Source organism: Mesorhizobium calcicola (assembly GCF_042682105.1).
Taxonomy (GTDB): domain Bacteria; phylum Pseudomonadota; class Alphaproteobacteria; order Rhizobiales; family Rhizobiaceae; genus Mesorhizobium; species Mesorhizobium calcicola.
Genome location: NZ_JBHUGY010000020.1, coordinates 26208 through 51630, shown reverse-complemented (window position 1 = coordinate 51630; position 25423 = coordinate 26208). Strand labels below are relative to the sequence as shown.

Sequence of the window (25423 nt, the reverse complement as noted above, 5' to 3'; positions counted from 1 at the left end):
TTTCTTTCCTCTTCCTGCAACATTCCTATGATGCGCCTGCTTGGTACCCTAACCAATGACCTCCAGCCGCCTCGGCAGGCGGTTCATGGCGACAGGCCCGTCCGGCGTGATCAGGAACTGGTCCTCGAGGTTGAAGCTGGCAAGGCCGTCGATGTAGAGCGGGATCTCGAAGGCCAGCACCATGCCGGCCTCGATCAAGACATCGCTGTCGGCCGCAATGAACGGCCATTGCTCGGAAAACACCGACTGGCCGACGCCATGGCCGAAATGGCCGCGGCGGTAGGAGCGCAGCCCTTGCCGCGCCAGGCTGTCGCTGGCGACGCGATGCACGTGGGCGAGTTTGTTGCCGGGGACGAGTTCGGCGAGTCCGTCTTCGAAGGCCCGCTCGGCGATGGCATGCAACTCGGCCTGCTCGGCGGATGGCGGCCCGAAAATGAAGTTGCGCGACATGTCGGAGGCGTAGCCGCCGACGGTGCAGACCATGTCGCACTTCAGCGGGTCGCCAGGCATGGCTTTCGCATCGGCGGCTTTGGCCCGGGCCCCCAGCGTCACATATTCGGCTGAGGTGACCGGATGCGACAGACCCGCGGCAGCCGTGGCAACGCCGTCCCGGTAGAGCGCAATGAGATCGGCCTGGCGCATGCCGGCCATTGCGTCCACCTGCAGCCGGTCCAGTCCGGCTTCCGACAGGATGATGCCTTGCTGGAGCAGGTCGATCTCGCGCGGCGACTTCACCGCCCGCAACCGATCGAGCACCGCCGAACCGTCGACCATCGAACAGCCCGACAGCATCGCCTGCATGGCTGAAAAATCGGTGGCGGCAATGAAATCGAGATCGACGCCGATCGTCGCGCGGTCGAGCCCGAACCCGGTCAGTATCTGCTTCAGCTCGCGGACGGAATTGGCCAGTTCGAATGTCGCCGGCCGTGAAAAACCGGGCGGCCGGCCTGACGATGCGAGACCGGCCTCGATGCGTTGCGCCAGCCCGTGCCCGTAGGTCGAGGCGTCGAGCGTCGCGGATTCGATCCAGATCGGGTGGCTGCGGACCACAGCGTCGGGGAGGGCCGCTTGCAACTGTGCCGCGTTGAAATCCGCCACCACGACGCCGACCGGCAGGTCCTGCCGGGCCGGGATGACGACGAAGCCGGCGCCGGCTCGCCGGAACAGTCCCGCCGGGCCGACCCAGGCACCGGTCGCATAATGGAACGCCTCGGGCGCGCAGAGCACCAGCGCCCCGATGCCGGCGCGGTCCATCAGTTGCGTCGCGCGCAGGCGGTCGACAAAGCCCGTCATGGATGTTCTCCGGATGTCCGAAGCGGCAACGGAGCATTGCGGGCGTCGACAATCAAGACGCAAGATGCCGGCAAGCGGCGCTGCGGGACGAGGATCCGGATGTTGGCGCTGCCCCTCACCTGCCTGCCGGCGTTCGTCGTTCAAAAAGCCAAGCAATTGGCTTTTCGTCCGCTGCACGGACCACTTCTCACCTCCCCGTAAAGTGACGGGGAGTGGGGCGCTCTCATCGATGGTTTCGCCAATTGTCAGCGCTGCAGAAAAGGCGCCGTCGTTGCGGCCAGCCTCCTTCTCCCCGTCACTATACGAGGAGAAGTGCCCGGCAGGGCGATGAGGGGCGGCGCTGACTTCGACAATTGATGGCTTCCGCCACAACCCGGAAACTGTCTTGGTAGTCTGAAGCGGATTGCTCTGGCTGCAAAACAGCAGACGGACCCGCTACTTGATGGATTCCAGCTTGGCGACCGCGGCCGTGAAGCCGGCCAGCGACACCGGGATGGTGACCGGCTTGCGGGTGACCGATTCCATGCCGATGTTCAGATTGGTTCCCGACTTCATGGTTTTGATGAGGTCCGCCGACAGCGGCGTGGCGGCATAGGCGCCATTCTGGTCGCTGGTCTGGATGGCGAGGACTGTTTTCTGGCCCTGGTCGATCTGGAAGGACGCGCCGGACGGCAGGAACAGCCCATGCGGCAAGGCAAGCAGCATGGCGAGGCCGCCATTGCCGCTGTCGCGGCGCACGGTCACGGTCAGCACGCGCTGTCCGGACTTGGCTTCGGTCAGGTTCTGCGACACCTGGCACTGAAGCTCGGCGGTTGCCGAGCCGCTGGAGCAGTTCACCGCCCACGGATTGGCATCGGCCGGTTTTGCACTGGAATCAGCCGGTTTCGGCTGGGCCGGCTTGGCGTCCTCGGCAAGGGCCGGTCCAGCGGCGGCCAAGATCAGCCACAGGGCGGCCGAACCCGCGATTGTTAGCTTAGTGCGAGCTAAAATAGATGCCATGTTCTTTATGCCCCGCATTCTTTCTTGCCCCGCCAGTCATTCTCTTGCGTGGGGCTTGATACAACACTGGGGACTGTTCCGGAAGCCGCGCACCGGCTAAGCAAGCCGGGAAAATTACTGTGACCTTTCGGACACACGAAAGAAAATTGGAGGAAACCCGTAGAAATCGAAGGATTCGAGACTCGCTCTACAATACAATTCGATTAAGAATCCACGGGCGGGACGTGCGGTCCCAGAAGGACTCGCCAGGGATGGGAACTACCGAGAATTCTCGGCAAGTTGGTGAGATGGTGGCGCGTGGAGGGGACTTCCACGTGCGCGCCGGTTATCGCCGTTCACTAATCGCCAGACAGCTGTGGAAGACGACGGCGCTTACGACGCTGGCGCTCGGTCTCTCGGGCATGGCCGCCTATGCCGATCCGAACGGGCTGTGGCAGCCGCAGATCCGCGCCATCATTGGCGCCGACAACAATGGCGGCAACGCCGCGCTCGAAGGTTTCATCCCGCTCAAGCAGACGGCCGAATCAGTGCTGTTCCTGGATGTCCGGGCCAAGCATGATTTCAAGGACGGTTTCGGCCAGGATGTCGGCCTCGGCGTCCGCCGTATCGTCAACCCCGACCTGATGGTCGGCGGCTACGCCTATATCAACGTCGAGAACTTCAACAGCAACCAGTTCACCGCCGCCACGCTCGGCGCCGAGGCGATCACGCCGCATTTCGACGCGCATCTGAACGTCTATCTGCCGATCAAGGGCGACTACAGCGATCACTCGACCAGTTCGACCCTGTCGATGGTCGGAAACCAGCTGCTCGAGCAGATCACGGCGCTCGATCATCGCCAATACGCGGCGTGGGGTATCGAGGGTGAGGTCGGCGCACAGGTGCCGATCAACCTGCCCGACAAGCATTCGCTGCGCCTGGATATCGGCGGTTATCACTTCGAGGATCCGCACGGCGACGACCACAGCGTCACCGGCGCCAAGGCCGGGTTCGAATATACGATCGGCGATGTCTTCGGCAGCAACACCTCGCTGGTCTTCGCCGGCGAAGTCCGCAACGACAATCGCGACGACACCCAGTTTGCCGGCAGCGTCCGGCTGAATATCCCGTTCAATCCGGGCCACGGCTCGGGCGATGCCGACGACGGGGCCGACAGCGGGCCGCAGTCGGTCTATCCGGTCAGCGAAGGCCTGCGCAAGCGCGTCAACGAGCGCGTGCGCGGTGGTATCGGCGTCAGGATCCACTCGCAGGACGTGACCGGCGGCACGACGACGCGCGTCGCCATCAACGCCGCCACCAACGCCGCCTTCGGCAAATTCTATTTCGCCGACGGCGGCCTGGCCGGCGCCGGCACGCTGGCCGACCCGACGACGCTGGACGATGCCGTGACCAAGGCCGGCGCGAACGGTTTCGTCGTGGCGCTCGGCGGCAATGGCAACCTGACAACCGCCGGGGTGACGCTTGCCAATGGCCAGACCGTCATCGGCGGTGGCGGCAGCGTTACCGCAAAACTCTTCAACGGCAGCACCAGCACCTTCAACCTGGGCGGCAGCAACGGCACGATCCAGGGCACCAACGTCGCCAACAACGTTATTACGCTGGGCAATGGCAACACGCTGAGCGGCATCACCATCACCGGTGGCGCCGACGGCATCTTCGGCAACAACATCACCGGCGCCACGCTGACCAATGTCACGGTGACCGGTGCCGGCGGCAATGGCGCCGACTTCACGGGCACCTCGACCGGCATCAAGGGCTCGGATTTCACGGCGACGAACAACGGCCTCGACGGCCTGCACATCGAAGGCGACGGCACCTACAATTTCGCCGGCACGACGCTGCTGCAGGGCAATGGCGACGACGGCCTCGATGCCACCGGTCATGGCACCTATACGTTCGCGACGCTCAACGCCAAGGACAATGCCGACCGCGGCATCACCGTTCAGGGCACCTCGACATCGGGCAGCTTCACCACCACCGGCGGCGCCGTGTCGGGCAATGGCGGCACCGCCGTCTTCATCGATCCGATCACCGCGCATGTGGTGCTCGATTCGATCACCCAGGACGGCGGCACGTCGGGCGTCGTGCTCGACCAGGTCTCAGGCAGCTTCACCGTCAACGGCGCGACGACGATCTCGAACACGACCGGACCGGCGATCGCCATTTCGAATTCGCCGGCGGCGATCCGCTTCGGCGACGTCGCCATCTCGGCCCCCGGCGGCGACGGCATTTCGTTTGCCGGCGTCAATGCGGCGGTGGTCGCCGGCAACATCGTCATCTCCGGCCTCGGTGTCGGCACCGGCCTCGACTTCTCCGGCAGCCACACGAACTTCACCGCGCAGTCGCTCAACATCACCGGCACCGGTGCCGCCGGCTCGATCGGCATCGATCTCTCGTCGCCGACCGCGGGCGGGGCAACGATCGTCATCACCAATGGCGGCGCCATCGCCGGTGTCGACACCGGCGTGCGCTTCGGCGTTGCCGGCTCACTGGCCAATTCGGCCAATGCCGAGTTCAGCTTCGGCGGCGGGTCCATTGCCGGCATCACCGCTTCGCTCGACGCGCGCGGCCTCAACCAGACGCTCGGCCACTATGCGTTCGGCTCGACCACGTTCAGCGGCCCGATGCTGTTCGACACGCAGAACGTGATCTTCGTCGGCGCGTCGGCGACCGGCTCGGGCAGCGGCTCTTCGCTTCTGGACCTGGCCTCGATCGCGACAGCCGATGCCAACACCGACGCCGATGCGATCTTCGTGCTGGTCAATCGCGGCACGGCCATCGACGATACCGACGGCTTCTCGCTGAGCGCCGGGCAGACGCTGGCCTCGTTCGGCAATGGGCGGACCTTCTCGCTCGGCGGCATCCCGGTCAACGTGACCGGCGACAATATTTCGCATACCGGCGTCGTCTCGGACAGCCAGGGTGCGGCAACGCTGACCGATAGCGGTTCCGGCGATGTCGTAACGCTGGGCGAAAGCTCCTCGCTGCTCGACTTCAACATCGCCGGCGGCAACGCGAACGGCGTGCATGGCAGCAATGTGACCGGCGTGACGATAAGCGGCCTCAATGTCAGCGGCGCGTTCCTCGACGGGTTGCTGTTTGAAGGCGCTAGCAATGTCGCGGGCAACGATGTGACCTCGAACGGCAATGTCGGCGCTGGCCTGCATATCGAGGGCGGCGGCACCTATGCCTTCAATGGCACGACAGGGCTTTCGGGCAATTCCGGCGACGGCCTGTCCATCAACGGAGACGGGACATACGCGTTTCAGACGCTGAACGTAGCCGACAACTTCGGCTTCGGCGTGAACGTTCTCTCCACTGCCGGCACACTCAGCACCACTGGCGGTGCGATCTCCGGCAATGGTGATGTCGGTGTCTCCGTGCACGGCGCTAATCTCGACATGACGCTGACCAGCCTGACGCATAGCGGCGGCCTGGACGGTCTCTTGCTTGCTGGAATTTCGGGGAATTTCGCCGTTTCCGGGGCAACGACGGTCAGCAACGTAGCGACTATCGGCGTGGTGGTCGTCGACAGCACGGCCAATGTCAATTTCGGCGCTGTCAACGTCTCGAACGTCGGCTTGGGCGGCGACGGCATCAACATCCAGAATTCCGCGGGCGCCGTCACATTCGGTGGGCCGGTCGCCATGACTGATATCCATGGAAATGGAATCCTCGTCCAGAATTCCGCGGGCGCTGTCACGTTCGGCGGGTCGGTCGCCATGACCCATATCGATGGTGATGGTATTCTCGCTAGCGGCAATTCCGGCACTGTGACGTTCGGCGATGTGAGCATCGGCCAGCCGGGCCAGAACGGCATCGACGTCCAGGGCGTCAACGGCACGATCGGCTTCGGCAACATCGACATCACCGGCCTGCCGACCGGCAAGACCGGGCTCGACCTGTCGGGCAGCCAGTCGACCTTCACCGCCACATCGCTCGACATCGCTGGCGCCGGCAGTTCGACCGGCATCGATCTTTCCGGCACCACCGGCGGCTCGGTAACGATCGGCACCGGCACCATTTCGGCCGGCACCGGCGTGCAGATGGGCACGCATGGGGCCGCCGGAACCAGCGCCAACACGGCCTTCTCGTTTGGCACGGCCGGCGGTGCGTCGATCACCGGGACGACGGCTTCGCTCGACATGCGCGGCCTGAACCCGGGCAGCGGCACTTATGCCTTCAACGACACCCATCTCGTCGGACCGCAGCTTTACGACGTCGCCAATGTCATCTATGTCGGCGCCACCAGCACCGGCCTTGGCGACGGCTCCAGCGCCAGCAATTTGATCAATGCGGCGGCGGCCGACGACCTGACCACCGTTGGCAGCACGATCTTCGTGCTGGTCAAGACAGCGGCTGTCCAGACCACCGACACCGATGCCGACGGGTTCACGCTGGCCAATGGCCAGTCGATCGTTTCGTTCGCCAATGGCGGCACAGTTCTCCTCGGCGCGCCGCCAGCCAATGTCACCGGCACCGAGGTCGTTACCGGCACGACGCAGGCCGATCCGTTCGGCTTCGGCGGGGCAACGCTCAACAACACCACCAACAGCACCATCGACCTCGCCAACGGCAACCTGGTCAAGAACCTCAGCGTCAGCAACGGCATAGGCGTGGCCATCGATGGAACCGCGTCCAGCGGCCTGAACGTCGGTGGCGTAACGATCGCGGGTGCCGCCACCGGTCTCGTCCTCGACGGCGCGTCGGGCACCGTCACAATCGACAATCTGCACATCCAGGCCCCAGGCCAGACCGGCATCGTGCTCGTCGATTCGGCCGCGACCGTCAACTTCACCGGCAACACGACGATTGCCGGCAGCAGCGTCAACGCCGTGCTGGCCAACAATTTCGACGGCACCGCGACCTTCAACGATCTCGACATCACCGGCGGCAGCGGCTCGGGTGTCGCGGTCCTCAATGGTTCGAGCGGAACCTTTACCTTCGGCGCGGCGAGCTCGATCAGCACCACCTCAGGCATCGCGGTCAACATCGATGCGTCGACGCCCAACCTGACCTACAACGGCACCATCAACCAGACCGGCGCGGCGAGCGCGGTGAAGATCAACGCCATGACCGGCGGCAGCGCCAGCTTCACCGGCAAGATCACCGCCAGCACCGGCGCCGCCAATGCAATCGACCTGACCGGCAACACCCTCGGGGCGATCAACTTCACCGGTGGCCTCGACCTTAACACTGATGGTGGCTACGGCCTCAGCGCCATCAATGGCGGCACGCTGACGGTGACCGGCTCCGGCAACACCGTGGCGACGGGCGCCGGGCTGGATGAGAAGGGAATTCTCATCGGCGGCACTGGAATGACGATCGGCGCGGCCGGCGTGAACTTCGCAAGCGTCGCCGTGGATGGCTCGGGCGGCATCGTTTCCAGCGGCATCGTCATCCAGAACACCAGCGGCGGCAATGTCACCTTTGGCGCCGTCGATATCAACCGCGTCAATGGCGATGCCATCCGCCTCACCAATGTCGCCAGCGGCGTCTACAGCTTCAACGGCGCGACAAAGATCGGCACTGTTGTCGGCGGCGGGCCGGGCTTCGTGGTGGACGGCAGCGCCGCCACCGTCAATGTCGGCAACCTGGTGACGACGCTGGTTTCGGGCACCGATGTCAGCCTGACCGGCAACACCGGCACGATCGGCATCGGCGGCACCATCACCAATTCAGGCACCGGCGACGGCGTCGTCATCTCCGGCGGCAGCGCGGCAATCACGGTCTCGGCGAACATATCCAGCTCGGCAAGTGATCCGGGCACAGCAGTCAAGGTCGACGGCATCACTGGCGGCTCGGCGACCTTCAGCGGCAGCGTCACCTCCACTTCGAACGGCAACCTGTTCGACATTGGAACTCCAACCACGCCGACTGGCGGCACGATCACATTCTCGGGTAGCCTGACCGCGACGGGCGGCGGCAGCGCTGTAGTCAACGGACTGGGCACGGCTGCAACCCTCAACGTCAACGGGCCGCTTTCCGTCACAAACGGCCTATTTGGCGGCCTGCTGCTGTCCAACATCGCCGGCCATGCCACCTTCGGCGGTGACGTGACCATCACCGGCAACAACCCGACAATCGTGCAACTGGCGGATACATCCGGTACGCTCGCGTTCAACGGCTCGACATTGGTGAACGCCCATGGTGGCTCGGCGGTCTTTTTCTCGGGCACTACGACCGGCACGGTCAGTTTCGCCGATCTCGACATAGCGCTCTTGGGTGGCGGCACCGGCATGAATTTTGCCGGTAAGGTGATCAACGGCACCGTTACCGCCACCGATTTCGATCTGACCAGCGACACCTCAGTCGGCACGACGGCGGTCAACCTCACCGACACCACCGGCGCCGGCACCATCCAGCTCGGCGACCCGGGCGCACCCGGCAACACCACGGCTTCCACCATCGGTGGCGCCGGCACTGGTCCCGGCATCGGCTTCCAGTTCAGCAACACCACCGCCATCAACTTCATCTATGGCGACGGCGAGGGTGCCGCCGACAAGCTGTCGACGGTCAAGGCGGTCGACATCCTGAATTCGACCGGCGGCTTCCCGGCCGGCGGCACCTACAATTTCAAGGATGTCAACGGCGCCACCGGCGGCTTCATCGGCGACATCTCCGAAGCGCAGGGTTCGACCATCTATTATGTCGACCCGAATGGTACCGGCGACGGTACGGCCGACAATCCGGGCTCGATCGCCGGCGCCGAAGCGTCGGGCGCCAAGATCATTGCGCTGATCGACAGGTCGCAGAACGGCGTCAGCAACCTCATCAACATGATGGTGCAGACGAGCGGTAACAACACGCTCAATCTCGCCGCCGACCAGATCCTGATCGGCCTCAAGGCCGGCGATTCCATCGACACCGCGCCCTATGGCGGCGCCAGCAGCATACTCGGCAGCAACTTCAAGTTCAGCAACATCAACACGTCGAGCATCATCGATGCGCCTGATGGCGTCGACAGCGTGCTGCCGACACTGACGACGGCGGTCGGCAACACCGTCGACTTCACCGGCCACGCCAGCATCGACAACGTCATCATCGACAACACCGGTAGCGGCATCGGCGTGCACGGCACCGGCCTCACCGAATTCGTGCTCAACCGGGCGACGGTCGCCGGTGGCAGCGGCGGCGCGCTGTCGCTCAGCGACGGTGCGGCAAACAGCGAAATCGCGCTGTCGAACCTCACGCTTTCGGCAACGGGCGGCGTGATCGCCTCGGTCGACGGCACTGGCGGCGCCGGCACCATGAAGGTCAGCACCTTCTCCGACATCACGCTTGTCGGCAGCAAGGGCGAAACCAGCGGCTTTTTGTTGCGCGGCCTCACCTTCGACGCCAATGCGGCGACCCCGGGTATCGACCAGGTCGATGGCGGTGACTTCCTAGCCGGCACCACGGCAAACCGTGTCGGCGGCTATGGCCTGGCGCTGACCGGCGTGGCCGGCGACATCAAGTTCGATTCGACCAATGTTGCGGTCAAGACCGCAACCAGTGGAGGATTCGCCGGTCCGAACGCCATCGGTATCTATGCGGCCAGCACGCCGGCTGCCGGCACCAGCATCGACCTCGGCACGGCCACTCTAAATGTCGACGGCACCGGCGCCAACGTTGGCCTCAACAATGCCTTTTGGGCGGCGATCGACACGGGCAACCGCGTCGGCTTCTCGGGGGTGGTCACTGTCAACACCGTCAAGGCGGCCGGCCTGGTGTCCGTCCTGGGCGGTACGGTGTTCTTCGGCCAGGCCGGCAACACAGTAACGACCACCGGCCAGCCGGCGATCTCCTTCGCCGGTGGCACCCTGATCGAAAACGGCTCCGGCGGGTCGGCTCAGTTCGGCGCCATCAATTCAAGCGGCGGCGGCGCCAACGGCATCCTCGTGTCTGGCATCGCCGCCTCGCCGACGCTGCTGTTCAACGGCCCGGTGACGATCGATGGCACGGCGGTCAACGCCATTCAAATCGAAAACAGCCCCGGGACATCGATGACGTTCGCCGGCGCGGTCTCGATCACCAACGCCACCGGCGGCGGCGTCAAATGGGGGGGGCACGGGCACCGACACGCTGACCTTCTCGGGCGGCCTTTCGATCCAGAACAGCGGCGGCGTTGGCTTCTTTGCCAATGGCGGCACGGTGGCGCTGTCCGGCACCAACACGGTCAACACTACCAACGGCACCGGCGTCAGCATCGGCAACGCCACCGTCAGCGGCGCCTTCACCTCGGTGACCGCCAGCTTCTCGGCCGGCAACGGCATCAACCTGCAGAACCTGACCGGCTCGCTCAGCCTCGGCACCGGTACGCTGACCAACACCGGTGCGGGCGCGGCCTTCAATGTCGGCTCGGGCACCGACCTGAGCGGCGGCAACGCGGTCATCTCCTATGGCGGCACCATCGCCAGCAACGGCACGGGTGCGGCGGTCTCGATCCAGGAACTGACCGGCGGCTCGGTGACGCTGTCGGGCAACCTGACCGACGGCAATGCTGCGGCCGGCGGCAATATCGTCGTGGCCAACATCGACAATGGCACGGCGGCAACCGTCACCTTCTCCGGCGCCAGCAAGCAGATCAACTCGGGCACGGATCGCGGCGTCTTCCTGGACACCAACACCAACGGCACGGTCAATTTCAGCAATGGCGGCCTGGTGATCAACACCACCAGCGGTGATGGCATCCTGGGCCTCAACGCCGGCTCGATTACTGTGACCGGGACCGGCAACACGATCACCACGACGACCGGAACCGCGCTGAATCTCAGCGGCGCGACGGTCGGCGCGGGCAGCGTCAACTTCAGCTCCATCTCGGTCAATGGCGCCGCCACCGGCGTCTCGCTCAACAATGTCGGCGGCGGCGGCATCATCCTCGGCACGGTCAACCTGCAAGGCATCACCTCGAGTGGCTTCGATGTCGCGGGCACGCTCGGCTCGGCGCTGAGCATCACCAGCCTCAACATCGGGCTCGGTGGCGCGAACGCCATCGGCCTCGATCTCAACGGCGCGGTCATCAGCACCGGCATCAACGCCGCCGATTTCGACGTCGACGGCGGCAGCTTTGCCGGCACGCTCGGCATCGACATGGCCGGCACCACGGGCGCCGCAGCCATCCAGCTCGGCGACACGGTCAATCCCGGCGGCGCCCAAACCTCGACCATCACCAATGTCGCGCAGGGCGTCCAGTTCTCCAGCACGACCAATGCAACGCTGGTGTTTGGCGACGGTGCGGGGCCTGCAGAATCGCTGATCTCGACCACCGGCGGCCAGGTCATCCACGCCACCGACAGCTTGCCGCTCAGCGGCAACTACGATTTCGACGACGTGACGTTCGTCGGCGACACGTCGAACCTGCAGTCGATCAGCGTCTACTACATCGACGCCGCCGGCGAGATTTCGGGCACCGGTGACGGCAGCTTCCTCAATCCGGGCAGCGTCGCCCAGGCGGAGGCTTCCACCGCCAATGTCTTCGTGCTGATCGACAAGACAGCCGACACGAGCCAGGCGACGATCGACATCGGCGCCAGCTCGCTCGACCTCAAGGACGGGCAAGCGGTGATCTCGTTCATGTCCGGCGATGCGGACATCGACGTGGCGCCACTCGGCGTCGGCGGCGGCCTTGGCGCGCCGGCCTCCTTCCACTTCACCACCATCCAGGCTTCGACGGTCGTCACGAACCCCGGCGGTCTCGACAATTCACGGCCGATCCTGGCCAACAGCGGCGCGGCCGCGACGATCAACCTGCCGACAACCGGCACCGGCGTCATCACCGCCGGCGTCCAGAACGTCACCGCCCTCAACAGCGGCAGCGGCGCCGGCATTTTCGTCAATGCCACGCTTTCCTCCAATTTCGTGATCCGGGACAACATCATCACCGCCGGCGGCAACGCACTCGACTTCTCGACGAGCGGTGCGCCTGCCAACACGCTTCTCGCCTCGATCGACGGCAACACGCTGAGGTCGACCGCGTCCGGGCTGGCGGCGTCCTTCGTCGGCCAGAACATCAGTGCGACGGACAATTCGATCGCGATCAGGTCGTTTGCCGGCAACAAAGTGATCGGCGTCGGCGGCAGCGGCGGCATCGTGTTCAACAATGTCCGCTTCGATTCCAACGGCGTCGGCGGCACCGTCAGTGCCGGCACGCTCGACATCGGCACTCCCGGCGCGCGGGTCCAAGGCAACGGCCTCAGCTTCACCAACACCAGCGGCACTTTCAATGCGGGCACGCTCAGCCTCGCCAACAATGGCGGGACCGGTGTCATCGCCAACACCAAGACCACCACCTTCACGCTGGACACCAGCGGCGGCGTGGTCACCACCACGAACGGCGCGGCGTTCGATCTCGATCCGCTCACCGTCCACATGACCTTTGCCAGCGTCTTCGCCAGCGGCGGCACCAGCGGCATCATCTTCGATGGCGTCGCCGGCACCTTCACCGTCACCGGCGCGACAAACATTTCCAACACGACGGGCTTCGGCATCAATGCCATCAACACCAACACCGGTAGTTTCAATTTCAACACGGTGTCGGTAAACAACGTTGCCGCGACCGGCGGCGGCATCGGCTGGGCCAGCGGCACGCTCACCGTCAGCGGCCTCGCCAACATCGACACGGCGGGCGGCACGGGTCTTTCGCAGGGCGGCGGCACGACCAACTTCAACAACGGCCTGACCATCGACACCACGACCGGTACTGCCATTGCCGGCACCGGCGGCACGATGAACATCCTCGCCACTGCGGCCAGCCAGACGGTGAATTCGACCGGCGGCCAGGCGATCAGCCTCGCCAATGTCGCGGCCAACATTACGCTCGATTCGACCTCGTCGGCCGGCGGCACCAACAATGTCAGCCTGATCAGTGTCGGCGGCACCATCGGCCTCGGCTCCGGCGCGCTGAGCGGCGCCTCGGGCGCTTCGTTCAACGTCGTCGGCGGCACAGCGGCTGTCACCTATGACGGCAACATCACCCAGGCGAACAACGCCGCCCTGGTCAGCGTTTCGGCCGGACACACCGGCACGCTGACCTTCAACACCGGCACGCTGTCGGCCACTGGCGGCACCGGCCTGCAGTTCGACAATGCCGACGGCACCTATCAGTTCAACGGCACGACGACGCTGAATGGCGGCGACGCCGGCGTCGACATCGTCAACGGATCGGCCGGCGCGTTCGGCTTCGGCAGCGGCACCTCGATCACCAGCCCGACCGGAACCGCGTTCAACGTCGTCGGCGGCACCGCCGCCGTCACCTACGGCGGCAACATCACCCAGGCGAACAACGCCGCCTTGGTCAGCGTTTCAGGCGGCCACGCCACCGGCACGCTCACCTTTGCCGCCGGCACGCTGTCGGCCACTGGCGGCACCGGCCTGCAGTTCGACAATGCCGATGGCACCTACCATTTCAACGGCACGACGACGCTGAATGGCGGCGACGCCGGCATCGACATCCTCAACGGCTCGGCCGGCGGCTTCATCTTCAGTACCGGCATCTCGATCACCAGTCCGAGCGGCGCTGCGTTCAATATCACCGGCAGCACCGCCAGTGTCGCCTACGCCGGCAACATAACCCAGGCCAACAACGCGGCCATGGTCAATGTCTCCGGTCATTCGACAGGCACCCTCACCTTCGCCACCGGCACGCTGTCGGCCACTGGCGGCACCGGCCTGCAGTTCGACAACGCCGATGGCACCTACAATTTCACCGGCATCACAACGCTGAACGGCGGCGATGCCGGCATCGACATCCTCAACGGCTCGGGCGGCACGTTCAGCTTCGGCGCAGGTGCCTCGATCACCAGCCCGAGCGGCACCGCGTTCAATGTCGCTGGCGGCAGCGCCGCCGTCACCTATTCCGGCACGATCACGCAGGCCACTGCCGCTCAGCGCATGATCGCGATCGCCGACACCACCGGTGGCGCCATCGATTTCACCACCGTGACGGCGAATGGCCTCAACGCTACCGCCGGCACCGGCATCCTGATTGACGGCGCCGCCGGCAACGTCACCATCAACAATGCCAGCCTGACCGGGGCGGTCGGCATCACCATACTGGGCGATGCGGCCAACAACGCGACCGGCACCTACACCTTCAACAATGTCGCTATCGATACCGCGACAGGTGCGACGAACCATGCCTTCATTGTCGACGGCGACCAGGGCACGCCGGCCAACAACGACGTCAGCGCGACGATCGCCCTGAACAATGTCGACATCACCAACCCAGGCGGCAATGTCGTCAACATCCAGGGCATGGCCGGCGGTTCGGTCACGTTCAATGCCGCCAGCACGATCACCCGCAACGACGGCGGCCTCGGCATCGTCGCCACCAGCAATGCCGGCGGCACGATCGCTTTCGGCGGCGCGACGACGCTGACCACCGGCGTCAACAATGCCGTCGACCTGACCAGCAACACCAGCGCGACATTCAACTTCACCGGCGGCCTGGCGATCAACACCACCTCCGGCATCGGCTTCAACGCCACCGGCGGCGGCACCGTCAACCTGACGGGCAGCAACACCGTGCAGACGGCGACCGGCCAGATCCTGAACTGGAACGGGATGATCATCGGCGGCAGCGGCGCCACCTTCGCCTCGCTGCAATCGACGGGTTCGATCACGGGCCTCGACGCGATCAACCTGACCGGGGTCAGCGGCGGCACCTTCAACGGCGGCGCGGTGAGCGTTGCCGGCACCACGACCAGCGGCGATGGCATCGAGATCAACGGCTCGAGCGCGGCCTTCAACTTTACCTCGGCGACGATCGCGGCGACCGCCGACAACGGCATTTTCCTCAGTGGCGCGAACGGCGCGGTGACCTTCTCGACTGTGACGATCAACAACACAGGCCAGGCCGGCATCAGGATCGACAACAACACCAATGCGGTCGCTGTGAATGGCGGCTCGATCGGCGCGACCAACGATCCGACCGGTGCCAGTGTCGACATCAATGGCGGTTCGGGCAACATCACCATCGCCGCGTCGGTGACCAAGACCACCGCCGGCAACATCGTCCAGGTCAGCAGCTATACCGCCGGAACCGTTGCGTTCAGCGGCAGCCTGAGCGCCACGGGCGGCGCCGCCAACGGCATCGACGTCAGCGGCAATGTCGGCTCGGCGGTGATCAACTTCTCGAATGCTACAAAGACGCTGACCACTGGCGGCAACACGGCGGTCAACCTGACCGGCAACACCGGCGCGACGATCAACTTCACCGGCAACACCCTGGTCATCAACACCACCAGCGGCACCGGCTTCAACGCCACCGGCGGCGGCACGGTGACGGTGCAGGGCACCGGCAATACGATCGTGTCGACCACCGGTACGGCGCTCAACGTCGCCAACACGACGATTGGCGGCTTGGGCCTGACGTTCCAGAGCATTTCGGCGAATGGCGGCACCAACGGCATCGTGCTCAACAATACCGGCCTCGCCGCCGGCAATGGTGGGCTGACGATCACCGGCGTGAGCACGACGACGGGTTCCGGCGGAACGATCCAGAACACCGCGCAAGGCGCGCTGTTCACGTCGACGAAGAACCTGTCGCTTTCGAACATGAACTTCACCAATGCCAACACCGGCAACGGTACGCTGAACAACATCGACGATCCGACATTCAACAGCGCTGCCCAGGCGGCGATCAACATGAGCGGCGTGGCGACGGCAACGTTCACCAATCTGAACCTGAACGGCGGCGTCCAGGTCGGCATCAACGGCCAGAACGTCTCGAACCTGACCATCGCCAACAGCACGGTGACCGGCTTCGGCGACGCCGTGCTCGAAGGCGACATGCGGTTCTACAATCTCACCGGCACGTCCTCGATCACCAATTCCAGCTTCAGCTTCGCGGGCGGCGATTTGACCGCCGGTGATAATCTGGTCGATATCAGGAACGATTCCGGGACAACTCTGACGCTGAATATCACCGGCAGCACGTTCGACAACACCAAGGATTCGAACAACGGTGCGCAGGGTCTCAACTTCGAAGCCTTCGGCACGGCGAACGCGACGGTGAATGTCTTGAACAGCAGTTTCCTCAGTCTCAAGACCTCCGGCGTCGAAGCTTTTGCACGCGACACCTCGACGCTGAACGTCAACATCGGCGACGGCACGGCCGGCAACGGCAACACGTTCGACCCGCAAGGCGGCCTCGGCCGCGCCATCGGCCTCAACGCCGAGGATACCGCGCACCTGAACTTCAAGATCCTCAACAACAAGAAGATCTATGGCAATGGCGGGCCGGTCATCAACGTGTTCGGCATCAACAATGCCGTCATCATGGGCCGCATCAATAACAATGCCGACATCCAGGGCGGCGGCGTCGGCTCGACAGGCTCGCCGATCTTCATCCATCCCGAAGATGCCTCGACCGGGATCGTCGAGATCATCGGCAACATAATCACCAAGTCCGGCAACGATCCGGCGATCTTTGCCACGCCGCATGGCGATGGCGCCGGTCCGAGCGCCGACAACGGTTCTCTGGACCTGACGATCAAGAACAACACGATCACCACATCCGGCAGTGGCACGGCGGGCAGTGGTGTTGCTGCTATCGACGTTCGTGCGGGTGCCAACGCCGGAGACCTCACGATCACCTATCTCAATATCAGCGGCAACATTGTAACCCTTGGCCAACCCGCCGATGATATTGCCTTCCTGGCGCGCGAAGGCAGCAGCACCTCGCATCTGTATTTCCAGAATTTCGTGGGTGGCGCCAACAACGCTGCGAGCGCGGTCGCCACCTGGAACGCCGGCGGCAACACGCCGACAGGCTCGGCGACCGCGGTCGACGCCGGCGGCGCACAGACTTATGCCGCCGTGCCGGGCGGGCACAATGGCGGGCTTGTCCTTGTGCCGACTAACTAATACAGGGTCGCCGCGCCTGACGGCGCGGCTTCGTTAACCATCCGAAGTAATACGCCGAGCGTTTTCTACGAGATTAGTGTCGACTTGCTAATGTAAATGACCTAGTGTCAGTCTAGGTTGTTTCGGAGGGGGCATATGGCTGAGCCGTTTTTGTCGGAAATCAGAATCATGTCGTTCGGGTTCGCCCCAAAAGGGTGGGCACTGTGTGACGGCCAGCTTCTGCCCATCAATCAGAACCAGGGACTGTTTTCACTGCTAGGAACCACCTTTGGCGGCGATGGCCGGGTGAATTTCGGGCTTCCCGATTATAGGGGACGCACGCCGATTCATGTCGGCAGTGCCCACACGCTTGGTGAGCGCGGCGGAGAGCAGTCACACACGCTGTCGATCTCGGAAATACCCACGCATACGCACGTCGCCAATGCGTCGAGCGTCACGGGCGCCACCAATCTTCCGGCCAATGACCTGCTTGGCAACAGCACGCCGAACCTGCTCTATGGTCCGGTGCAGAACCTCGGTGCCATGATTGCAGGCACAATCAACAATGTCGGCGGCAGCCAGGCGCATCTGAACATGCAGCCGTTTCTGACGCTGAGCTTCTGCATCGCCCTGCAGGGCATCTTCCCCTCGCCGAATTGACGGAGACGCAGCGTGGCACAGCCTTATGTTGGTGAGGTCCGCATGTTTGGCGGCAATTTCGCCCCGGCGGGATGGATGTTCTGCGAAGGGCAGCTCCTGCCGATTTCCGAATACGAGACGCTGTTCAACCTGATCGGCACCACCTATGGCGGCGATGGGCAATCAACCTTCGCGCTGCCGGATTTGCGAGGCCGTCTTCCCGTTCACCAAGGCAACGGATTCATCCTGGCCGAGACCGGCGGGGCGGAAGAGATCACGCTGACGACACAGCAGATCCCGGCGCACAGTCACCTTTTGCTCGCGTCCAACGACATCGCCAATCAGCCCAATCCGGCCCAGAGCGTCATAGCCAGGTCAGGCCAGGTCAACGCGTTCCTCAACGCCGGTCCATCGGTGGCGATGGCACCGCAGTTTCTCGGTCCGGTCGGCGGCAGCCAGCCGCATACCAATTTCCAGCCGTATCTGTGCGTCGATTTCATCATCTCGCTGTTCGGAATCTTTCCGTCGCCGACTTAAAGAGGACCGTCATGGCCGATCCGTTCGTTGCCGAAATCCGCATCTTTCCATTCAATTTCGCGCCCAAGGGCTGGGCCTGGTGCGATGGGCAGTTGCTGCCGCTGTCGCAGAACACCGCGTTGTTCTCGCTGCTCGGCACCACCTATGGCGGCAACGGCAAGTCCAATTTCGCGCTGCCGGACCTCCAGGGCAGGGCACCGATGCATCCTGGCCAGGGCCCAGGTCTTTCGTTGCACGATCTCGGCGAGACCGGTGGTTCGGATGTCGTGTCGCTGCTGGAGTCCGAGACGCCAAGTCACACCCACCTGGTCAATGCCGCTCCTTCGATCGTCGCGGGGGACAGCAACATCGCGCCCGGCAACGCGTTCGCGAAGTCGAGCCAGGGAAATGCGTATATCGCGCCCGGCAGCCTGGTGTCGATGTCGGACCAGACGATAACGCCTGTCGGCGGCGACCTGCCGCACAACAATCTGCAACCCTATCTCACCTGCTATTTCTGCATCGCGCTGCAAGGCGTGTACCCGCCGCGCACCTGATTTTTCGATGGGGCACTTTCGTGCGGCGGCTTGGGCCGGCTGGTCGCGGTCGGCCCGCGCCGGACTGACGTTTCGTCCGATGACGGATGCCGATCTGCCGTTCCTGGCATGGGTCTATGCCTCGACCCGTGTCGAGGAACTGGCCGTCACCTCTTGGACCGAGGCGCAGAAGACCGCGTTCCTCGACATGCAGTTCCGGGCGCAGCACGCGCATTACATCAAGCATTATCCCAATGCGGACTGGCTGGTGGTGATGTCAGGCGCCGCAGACATCGGCCGCCTCTATATCGAGCGCTGGCCGACCCAGCATCGCGTCATCGACATCGCCTTCCTGCCGGCGCATCGCCGCAAGGGGTTTGGTGCGGCCCTGCTCAGCGACCTGATCGACGAGGCAGCTGCCACCGGCAAGGCGGTGTCGATCCATGTCGAGAAGAACAATCCGGCCAGACGGCTCTATACGCGGCTGGGATTCGTCGTCACCGAGGACAAGGGTGTCTACGACCTGATGGTGTGTCCGCCGCGCTAAAGCGCGTCGCTTGAAAACCTTCTGCAAACGCGTTGATTCAGGATCGTTGGTCCGCGCCGCCCCTCATTGTCCTGCCGGACATTTCTCCCCGTATAGGGACGGGGAGAAAGAGGCTGGCCGCAACGCGGCGCCTTTCTTGCAACGCCGATAATTGGCGAAACCATCGATGACAGCACCCCTCTCCCCGTCACCATAAGGGGAGAGGATGCCGGCAGGCAGGTTAGGGCGGCGCAAACGCTTGAAGCGTGTCCTGAATTCGGTTCAACGCGACATCACGCGCCGCGATACCGGGATACGACAGTGAACCGTTCGTTGCGGGTGATCGGGGTGACTTCGTGCGTCGTTTCCGAACGAAACGCGACGAGTGAGCCTGGCAATGCCGGCATGGCGACGCGCAGGTCCGGCCCGCTGTAGGGACCATGCAGGACCAGCGAGCCGCCCGCATAGCTTTCGGGCGGAGGCTCGTCCGACTGGCGGTTGAGGAAGATCACCGCCGAGATCCTTCGGAACCGCGATTCATCGTGGATGAGCGGCGTGTTGCCATCCTGGTGCGGGACGAAGAAATCGCCTTCGCGATAGTGAAGAAACTGGGGTTTTTCCCAAGCGCCGAGCGCGAGGCCGAAATGCCGTTCCAGAGCCGCCTTCTGCCGCGCCAACAGGACATCCAGCGCCTCGGTGGCCGGCGAGACCTCGGCACGCGTGGTCCTGCGAACCTCAGACCATGCCGGCTTCTGGTCGTCACGCCCCATCAGGCCGGCCGGCCGCTGGCCGCCGGATTTCCGCGCACAGCGCGCCGCACGCGGCTTCGTCAAGCACGCCCGCGATCTCGATATGGTCGATCATAGGTCGAGCCGTCCCTGTTTCGGCGTGGCCTCGCCCTGACCGGCCGCAAAATCAAAAGTCAGTTGAAGACGCCTTCGTAGACATAGCCGGTCGTGTCGACCGAAACCGGCACGATGAAGATGTCGTCGGCGATGGCATCGCCGGTGAGGTGGTAGATGGCCTGCGGCAGCCCTATGTCGCGCGGCCCCTTGAACAAAAGCGTGAAGCCGCCGCCGGGGCGCGGGCTGGCGGCGATTGGGTGGACCGCGGTCAGTTCGAGGGAAACCGCCCTGCCGCCAATCGAAACACTGAAAACCGACCCGACCGCCTGTTCGAAATCCGATGCCGACGCCATGCCATTCGCCTCAATCTGCCTGCTGCCGGCGGCACTGTCGCCGCTTCGCGGCAAGCTGTCCAGAGGGCCTGGCCGCCCCGCCGGCGGTGGGCCAAGTCAATTCGCCGGCGCAAACCCCAAAATACAGCACCGCCTGTCCTTTTATGCGCGCAAGAGACGCTGTAGTACTTTGTTCCTGCGCGGGATTGTTTCCAGACCAAGCTCAGCGCAACAACAACAGATCCCGGCTTTCGGGGTCCGGCAGTAGCGGCCCGAGCGGCTTGCGGGAGAAGGGACGAACGATGGCAGAGAGTGGTGCAAGGACGGAAGCCGTGCCGGCGAGCGATGCGATGCCGCTGTTCTATTCGACGCCGGAGGCGCTCAACCCGGTGCGGCACGGCTCGCTTGGCCTGGCCGCGCGCAGCAACTTCGGCTTTGCCCGCTCGGCGCACGCCATTCCGGTGGCGGCATCGGAAATGCCGGCGGCGATGCGCTCCTACCCGATCGTCTTCATCGGCCCGGTCAAGGCGCCGGTGATCATCACCGGCGTGCGCAAGGACGAGAACCTGTTCGTCGACGCCGACGGCAAATGGGTCGGGCCGCACTACATCCCGGCCTATGTCCGCCGCTATCCCTTCATCCTGGCCGAAGACCCGAAGGCGCCCGGCCGGCTGACGCTGTGCGTCGACCGGGCAAGCGACCGCGTCGTCGACCAGCTGCTGGCGCCGTTCCGGGACGAAAAGATCCTGCCGTTCTTCAACGGCACCGAACCGACCGAAGCGACCAGGCAGGCGCTCGCTTTCTGCAACCAGTTCCAGATCGATTTCAACGCCACCCGCGCGATGATCGAAAGGATCGACGCGCACGGCCTGTTCGCGCCGCGCCAGAGCAAGGTGACGCTCGAGGGTGGCGAGGTGCTCAACCTCACCGACTTCCAGGTGATCGACGAGCCGGCCTTCAACAAACTCAGCGACGAGGCGTTTCTCGACCTGCGCAAATCAGGCGCGCTCGGCCTGATCTACTGCCATCTTGCCTCGACCAACAGCTGGACCTCGCTGGTGCACCAGGCATCGCTGCGGAAGGCGGGGCTGCCGGCGGGCTGATTTCTCGCTAGAGCGGTTCACCGTTTCACGGAAACGTCGAACCGCTCTATCTGTTTGTTTTGACGCAATTCCCTGAGGGAAAGCGCTACGCGCTTTTCCCGGGAAAACCGTTACACACTTTTCCTGGAATTGCTCTAGAGCACGTCCCGCGATCAATGAATCGATTGTGATGTGACGTCGGGCTTCGCGGGTGATTCAACATCCACTTTGATGAGGTGGATGATGGGAAGAGCACTGAGCGACGATCTTCGATCGCGGGTCTTGAAGGCTTCGGACGCGGGCATGTCTGCCCGGCAGGCGGCGGCGCGGTTCGGCGTCGGCATATCGAGTGCAATCCGGTGGATCGCACGGGCGAAGATCGGCGAGCGGACGCCGCGGCCGCAAGGCCGTCGACGCGCGTCCAGCCTCGATGCGCATAAAGCCTTCATCGTGGGGTTGATCGATGAGCGCAAGGACATCACGCTGAACGAGATGGTAGAGCGGCTGGCGGTCGAGCGATCGGCTCGGATCAGTCGCAGCGCCTTAAGCGCCTGGCTTGGCCGGCACGGCTGGACGTTCAAAAAAAGTCCGCACATGCACTGGAGCAGGATCGTCCCGACATCCTGAAGCGCCGTCGTGCGTGGTTCGACGGCCAACTCGATCTCGATCCGGCAAAGCTGGTGTTCATCGATGAAACTGGACTATCGACCAAGATGGCCCGGCTGCGGGGCCGTGCGCCATGCGGTGAGCGTTGCCGGGCGGGCGTGCCGCACGGCCATTGGAAAACCACCACCTTCACCGGCGCACTGCGGCTGACGGGCATGACCGCCCCGTTCGTCTATGACGGCGCCATGAACGGCAACGTATTCCTGGCCTATGTCGAGCAGGTGCTGGTCCCGACCCTGTCGGAGGGCGACATCGTCGTGATGGACAACCTTCCCGCCCACAAGGCCGCCGGCGTTCGCGATGCAATCGAGACGACCGGCGCGAGGCTCATGTTCCTGCCGCCCTACAGCCCCGACTTCAATCCGATCGAAAACGCCTTCTCAAAACTCAAGGCTCTTATGCGGGCCAAAGCCGAGAGGACAATCACAGCCCTGTGGACCGCCGTCGGATCGCTCGTCGACCTCTTCACCCCAGCCGAATGCCAGAACTACTTCAAGGCCGCAGGTTATGACCCAGATTAAACCGGACGTGCTCTAGCCTCATGAGGCTGGCCATGACCAAGCGCAAGTATATGCGCCCGCAGGAAGGGCGGAGTGCGCTCATGTCGCGCATAAGGAGATCCGACACGAAGCCCGAGCTTGTGGTTTCACAGTTAGTCCCAGCGTATTTTTTAAGTGACTAGCTTCAGGACACAGTGATAGTTCCAGCCGCAGAGCCGCTTACGATGATTTCCTTGAAGTATTTATTCTTGATTTGAACAAAATATTCTCCAGTCCAAGCATCAACTTCCGCTTGAACCTTGAAGTTGATTGTTGTCGTATCCTCGATGGTCACATCGTCTCTGTATACCACTAGATATGTTGAGATGTCTAAAGTGTCAGCATAAATAAAATGAATTACCAGGTACGCTGTGTCGTTAAACCAACCACGGTCTGGGGCCACTGTCACACTGACCGTAACCGGATCTCCACCTCTTACAACGTTCCCCTCGGGTGTATCGACACGCACTATATCTACTTTTGCCATGGTCCTTCTCCCTTCGGCATTCTCAATTAACGATCGGTCGAATCGACCTGAAATCTGAAGCCGCCTCTAAGTCAAAGAGATAGAGCATGATGTCGTCCGAAAACCGCTTCGCGCTTTTCGGCATCATGCTCTAGTCCAAATCGCCGCGGCCGCTGCGGTTCATGGCGCCACCGGACCGTCCCATGGCACCGCCAGACCTGCCCATGGCGCCGCCTGATCGCCCCATCGCACCGCCGGACCTGCCCATTGCTCCACCCGATCGACCAAACGAACGCGGGTCCAACTCTGCACTCAACAGGACATCCTCGAGCGTTCCGGTGTCGAGTTCCAGCCGCATTGTCAGGTCACTCTTGTCGTAGACCCAGACCTGCATTCCGCGCGCGAACGAGCCTATCTGCGATGCGAGTCCGGTATAGGCAGGGTCGCTTGGACCGCGGCTCATGACCTTGAGATCGGTGTCCGCCGGGGCTGGATAATCAACGACGGTACCAGGCCCATGGACAAGAAGTATGGTCGGTCGGGCAAGCTCATAGAACTGCGCTTCGAAGGTGAACGCATAAATCCTGGCCAGCAGGCTACCGGAGGCGTCAATCTGGCTCTGCAGGAATCTATTGTTGCCAAGCCTTGGAGGCCGTCCCCCATCGGCCCTCTTCTTAAGCTTCAAATCTTCAAGAACTCTACCGAACAAATGTATGGCCGAGGTATTTAGAATGGTTTCAGTTATCATGGATCACCCCATCTCCTGCATGTCGATCAAAGATCAGCGCCACTTCTGGACATCCAATATTTCTCGAAATAGCTCATATCCGGCAGTCGTGCCTGGTCCCGTGGGCGAGCTATTCGGCCCTCATGAACATGGCTCTTTCGGTTTGGCTTCGTCAGGCGAGGCCCGGCACGGTAGCGAAAAATCCCTCTCCGGTCGAAATCCCGGAAGATGATCCTCGATAATTCTCCTCCCGTCACATTGTCGTCGACCGCGAGCATCGTTCTCGCCACGTCACCGTAGTCCAGGAAATCCGGGTCGAGAGACCACAGCGTCTCGGCGAGATAGGTACCCACGGTATCTCGCGCGTCGAGCAGCGCGTCGACGAACCCTTCTGGATTGCGAGCGAAATCGCGGTCAAAGACTTCCTGGACCGGCAGCTCGGCAGCTGGGTCGATCTCGGCGAGGTCGGCAAGATTTTCGGCCTCCGGCGAGATCAGGCCTCGAGCCACCAAGCTCTCGTGAAAGACATCGACCAGAATGTCGAAGACGGCGCCCGTGAGAGGTTGTGACAGTGCATGCTCGTCGGTCCAGCCGTCCGCAAAATCGGCCATCGTCAGTTTGTTGTTGGCCTGGCGTATCTGGCGGTGCGGCGAGAATTCCGAGAAGCGAGAGAGTTGGTTGGCGATGTAGAGATTCCCGCGCGTCACCGTCAGAACATTTTCGATCACGGAGGGAAAATGCATGGCCGCGATCAATGAAACGCAGTCGGAAAAGGCCTCCTGAAAGCCCAGATATTCGGGGAACTCAGCTCCCGGGTTCGGTATGCCGAGGACGCTATAGACGAACGCGTGGCCAACCTCGTGCGCGATGATATCGAAGTCGAGGCTGAAGGGGAGCGCGCGTCCGTCTTTCACGAATTGGCTGCCGAGCTCGAGGAAGCCGTAGCCGTATTGGGCGTTATCCCAACCCGGCAGGATCGAGATTTCCAGACGATCGTAGTGATCGCGGAAATGCCAGGTGAGCGGTTGGCCGATGTAACGCTCCCAAACGTCGAGCGTGAAGCGCACGCAACCGAACGCGTGCGCTGCTTCGAAGCCGGGCGTCGAGGGCTGATAGTGATCGAAATTGCCCTCCTCGTCGGGAACGGCCGGATCGAGGGTCGCTCGCGTCCAGGGCGGCAGGGAGATGAAGGGCGTGCCCAACGGGCCATGGTTGACGCCATAGGGCCGCGTCTTGTCGACCGGCTCGACGACATACATACGATCGTCGGACGGGCCAGGTCCGACGCTGCCCGGCGGGGAAGAAACCGTGATGATCTCAGGGCTTGACGTAGGGTCTTCGAACGGAGGCTGAACGAATAGCCTGAACCGGGTACCCATTCCCCACCTCTCGGTTGTATTAGCAACATAACATAATATCCGTGGGGTGGCG

14 protein-coding genes are annotated in these 25423 nt (G+C 63.4%); 7 read left to right on the top strand and 7 right to left on the bottom strand.

Annotation, left to right across the window (positions count from 1 at the left end; genetic code table 11):
- Nucleotides 1-48 precede the first annotated feature (48 nt).
- Complete coding sequence (locus ACFSQT_RS12285) at nt 49-1293, bottom strand: M24 family metallopeptidase (RefSeq protein WP_379018846.1); 1245 nt, start codon at nt 1291-1293, stop codon at nt 49-51.
- Nucleotides 1294-1728: 435 nt separating this feature from the next.
- On the bottom strand, nt 1729-2229 hold the full coding sequence (locus ACFSQT_RS12280; protein WP_379018844.1) for an invasion associated locus B family protein: 501 nt from the start codon (nt 2227-2229) through the stop codon (nt 1729-1731).
- Between the two features lie 314 nt (nt 2230-2543).
- Between ACFSQT_RS12280 and ACFSQT_RS12275 the strand changes: the two genes are divergently transcribed.
- The 5 genes from ACFSQT_RS12275 (at nt 2544) to ACFSQT_RS12255 (ending at nt 19356) form a co-directional block, all read left to right on the top strand.
- On the top strand, nt 2544-10958 hold the full coding sequence (locus tag ACFSQT_RS12275) for an inverse autotransporter beta domain-containing protein (RefSeq protein ID WP_379018842.1): 8415 nt from the start codon (nt 2544-2546) through the stop codon (nt 10956-10958).
- Nucleotides 10959-17274: 6316 nt separating this feature from the next.
- A complete protein-coding gene (locus ACFSQT_RS12270) occupies nt 17275-17778 on the top strand; it encodes a phage tail protein (RefSeq protein WP_379018840.1) in 504 nt (167 codons plus the stop codon).
- A gap of 12 nt (nt 17779-17790) precedes the next feature.
- Nucleotides 17791-18294 (top strand): phage tail protein, encoded by a 504-nt coding sequence (locus tag ACFSQT_RS12265; protein ID WP_379018838.1) that lies wholly within the window; start codon nt 17791-17793, stop codon nt 18292-18294.
- A gap of 11 nt (nt 18295-18305) precedes the next feature.
- A complete protein-coding gene (locus ACFSQT_RS12260) occupies nt 18306-18830 on the top strand; it encodes a phage tail protein (protein ID WP_379018836.1) in 525 nt (174 codons plus the stop codon).
- 7 nt (nt 18831-18837) lie between these two features.
- A complete protein-coding gene (locus tag ACFSQT_RS12255) occupies nt 18838-19356 on the top strand; it encodes a GNAT family N-acetyltransferase (RefSeq protein ID WP_379018834.1) in 519 nt (172 codons plus the stop codon).
- Between the two features lie 272 nt (nt 19357-19628).
- Here ACFSQT_RS12255 and ACFSQT_RS12250 read toward each other — a convergent pair whose 3' ends face one another.
- Both ACFSQT_RS12250 and ACFSQT_RS12245 read right to left on the bottom strand, forming a co-directional pair.
- On the bottom strand, nt 19629-20168 hold the full coding sequence (locus ACFSQT_RS12250) for a 2OG-Fe(II) oxygenase (RefSeq protein WP_379018832.1): 540 nt from the start codon (nt 20166-20168) through the stop codon (nt 19629-19631).
- Between the two features lie 89 nt (nt 20169-20257).
- Nucleotides 20258-20533, bottom strand: coding sequence for a DUF6916 family protein (locus ACFSQT_RS12245; protein ID WP_379018830.1), 276 nt, complete (start codon nt 20531-20533; stop codon nt 20258-20260).
- Between the two features lie 281 nt (nt 20534-20814).
- On the opposite strand from ACFSQT_RS12245, the gene ACFSQT_RS12240 reads away from it, so the two are divergent.
- Entirely contained in the window at nt 20815-21615 is an 801-nt protein-coding gene (locus ACFSQT_RS12240) for a SapC family protein (protein WP_379018828.1), read from the top strand.
- 222 nt (nt 21616-21837) lie between these two features.
- Nucleotides 21838-22781 (top strand): IS630 family transposase gene (locus ACFSQT_RS12235; protein WP_379018015.1). Its coding sequence is split into 2 segments (ribosomal slippage): nt 21838-22174 and nt 22174-22781, totalling 945 coding nucleotides; the frame shifts between segments, so codons are not numbered across the junction.
- Between the two features lie 163 nt (nt 22782-22944).
- On the opposite strand, the gene ACFSQT_RS12230 is transcribed toward ACFSQT_RS12235, so the two are convergent.
- The 3 genes from ACFSQT_RS12230 to ACFSQT_RS12220 form a co-directional block, all read right to left on the bottom strand.
- The gene (locus ACFSQT_RS12230) at nt 22945-23286 is read right to left on the bottom strand and encodes a hypothetical protein (RefSeq protein WP_379018826.1); all 342 of its coding nucleotides are present in this window, start codon (nt 23284-23286) and stop codon (nt 22945-22947) included.
- Nucleotides 23287-23416: 130 nt separating this feature from the next.
- Nucleotides 23417-24013, bottom strand: a complete 597-nt coding sequence (locus ACFSQT_RS12225) for a hypothetical protein (RefSeq protein WP_379018824.1) — start codon at nt 24011-24013, stop codon at nt 23417-23419.
- A gap of 26 nt (nt 24014-24039) precedes the next feature.
- A complete protein-coding gene (locus ACFSQT_RS12220; protein ID WP_379018822.1) occupies nt 24040-25371 on the bottom strand; it encodes a gluzincin family metallopeptidase in 1332 nt (443 codons plus the stop codon).
- Nucleotides 25372-25423 lie beyond the last annotated feature (52 nt).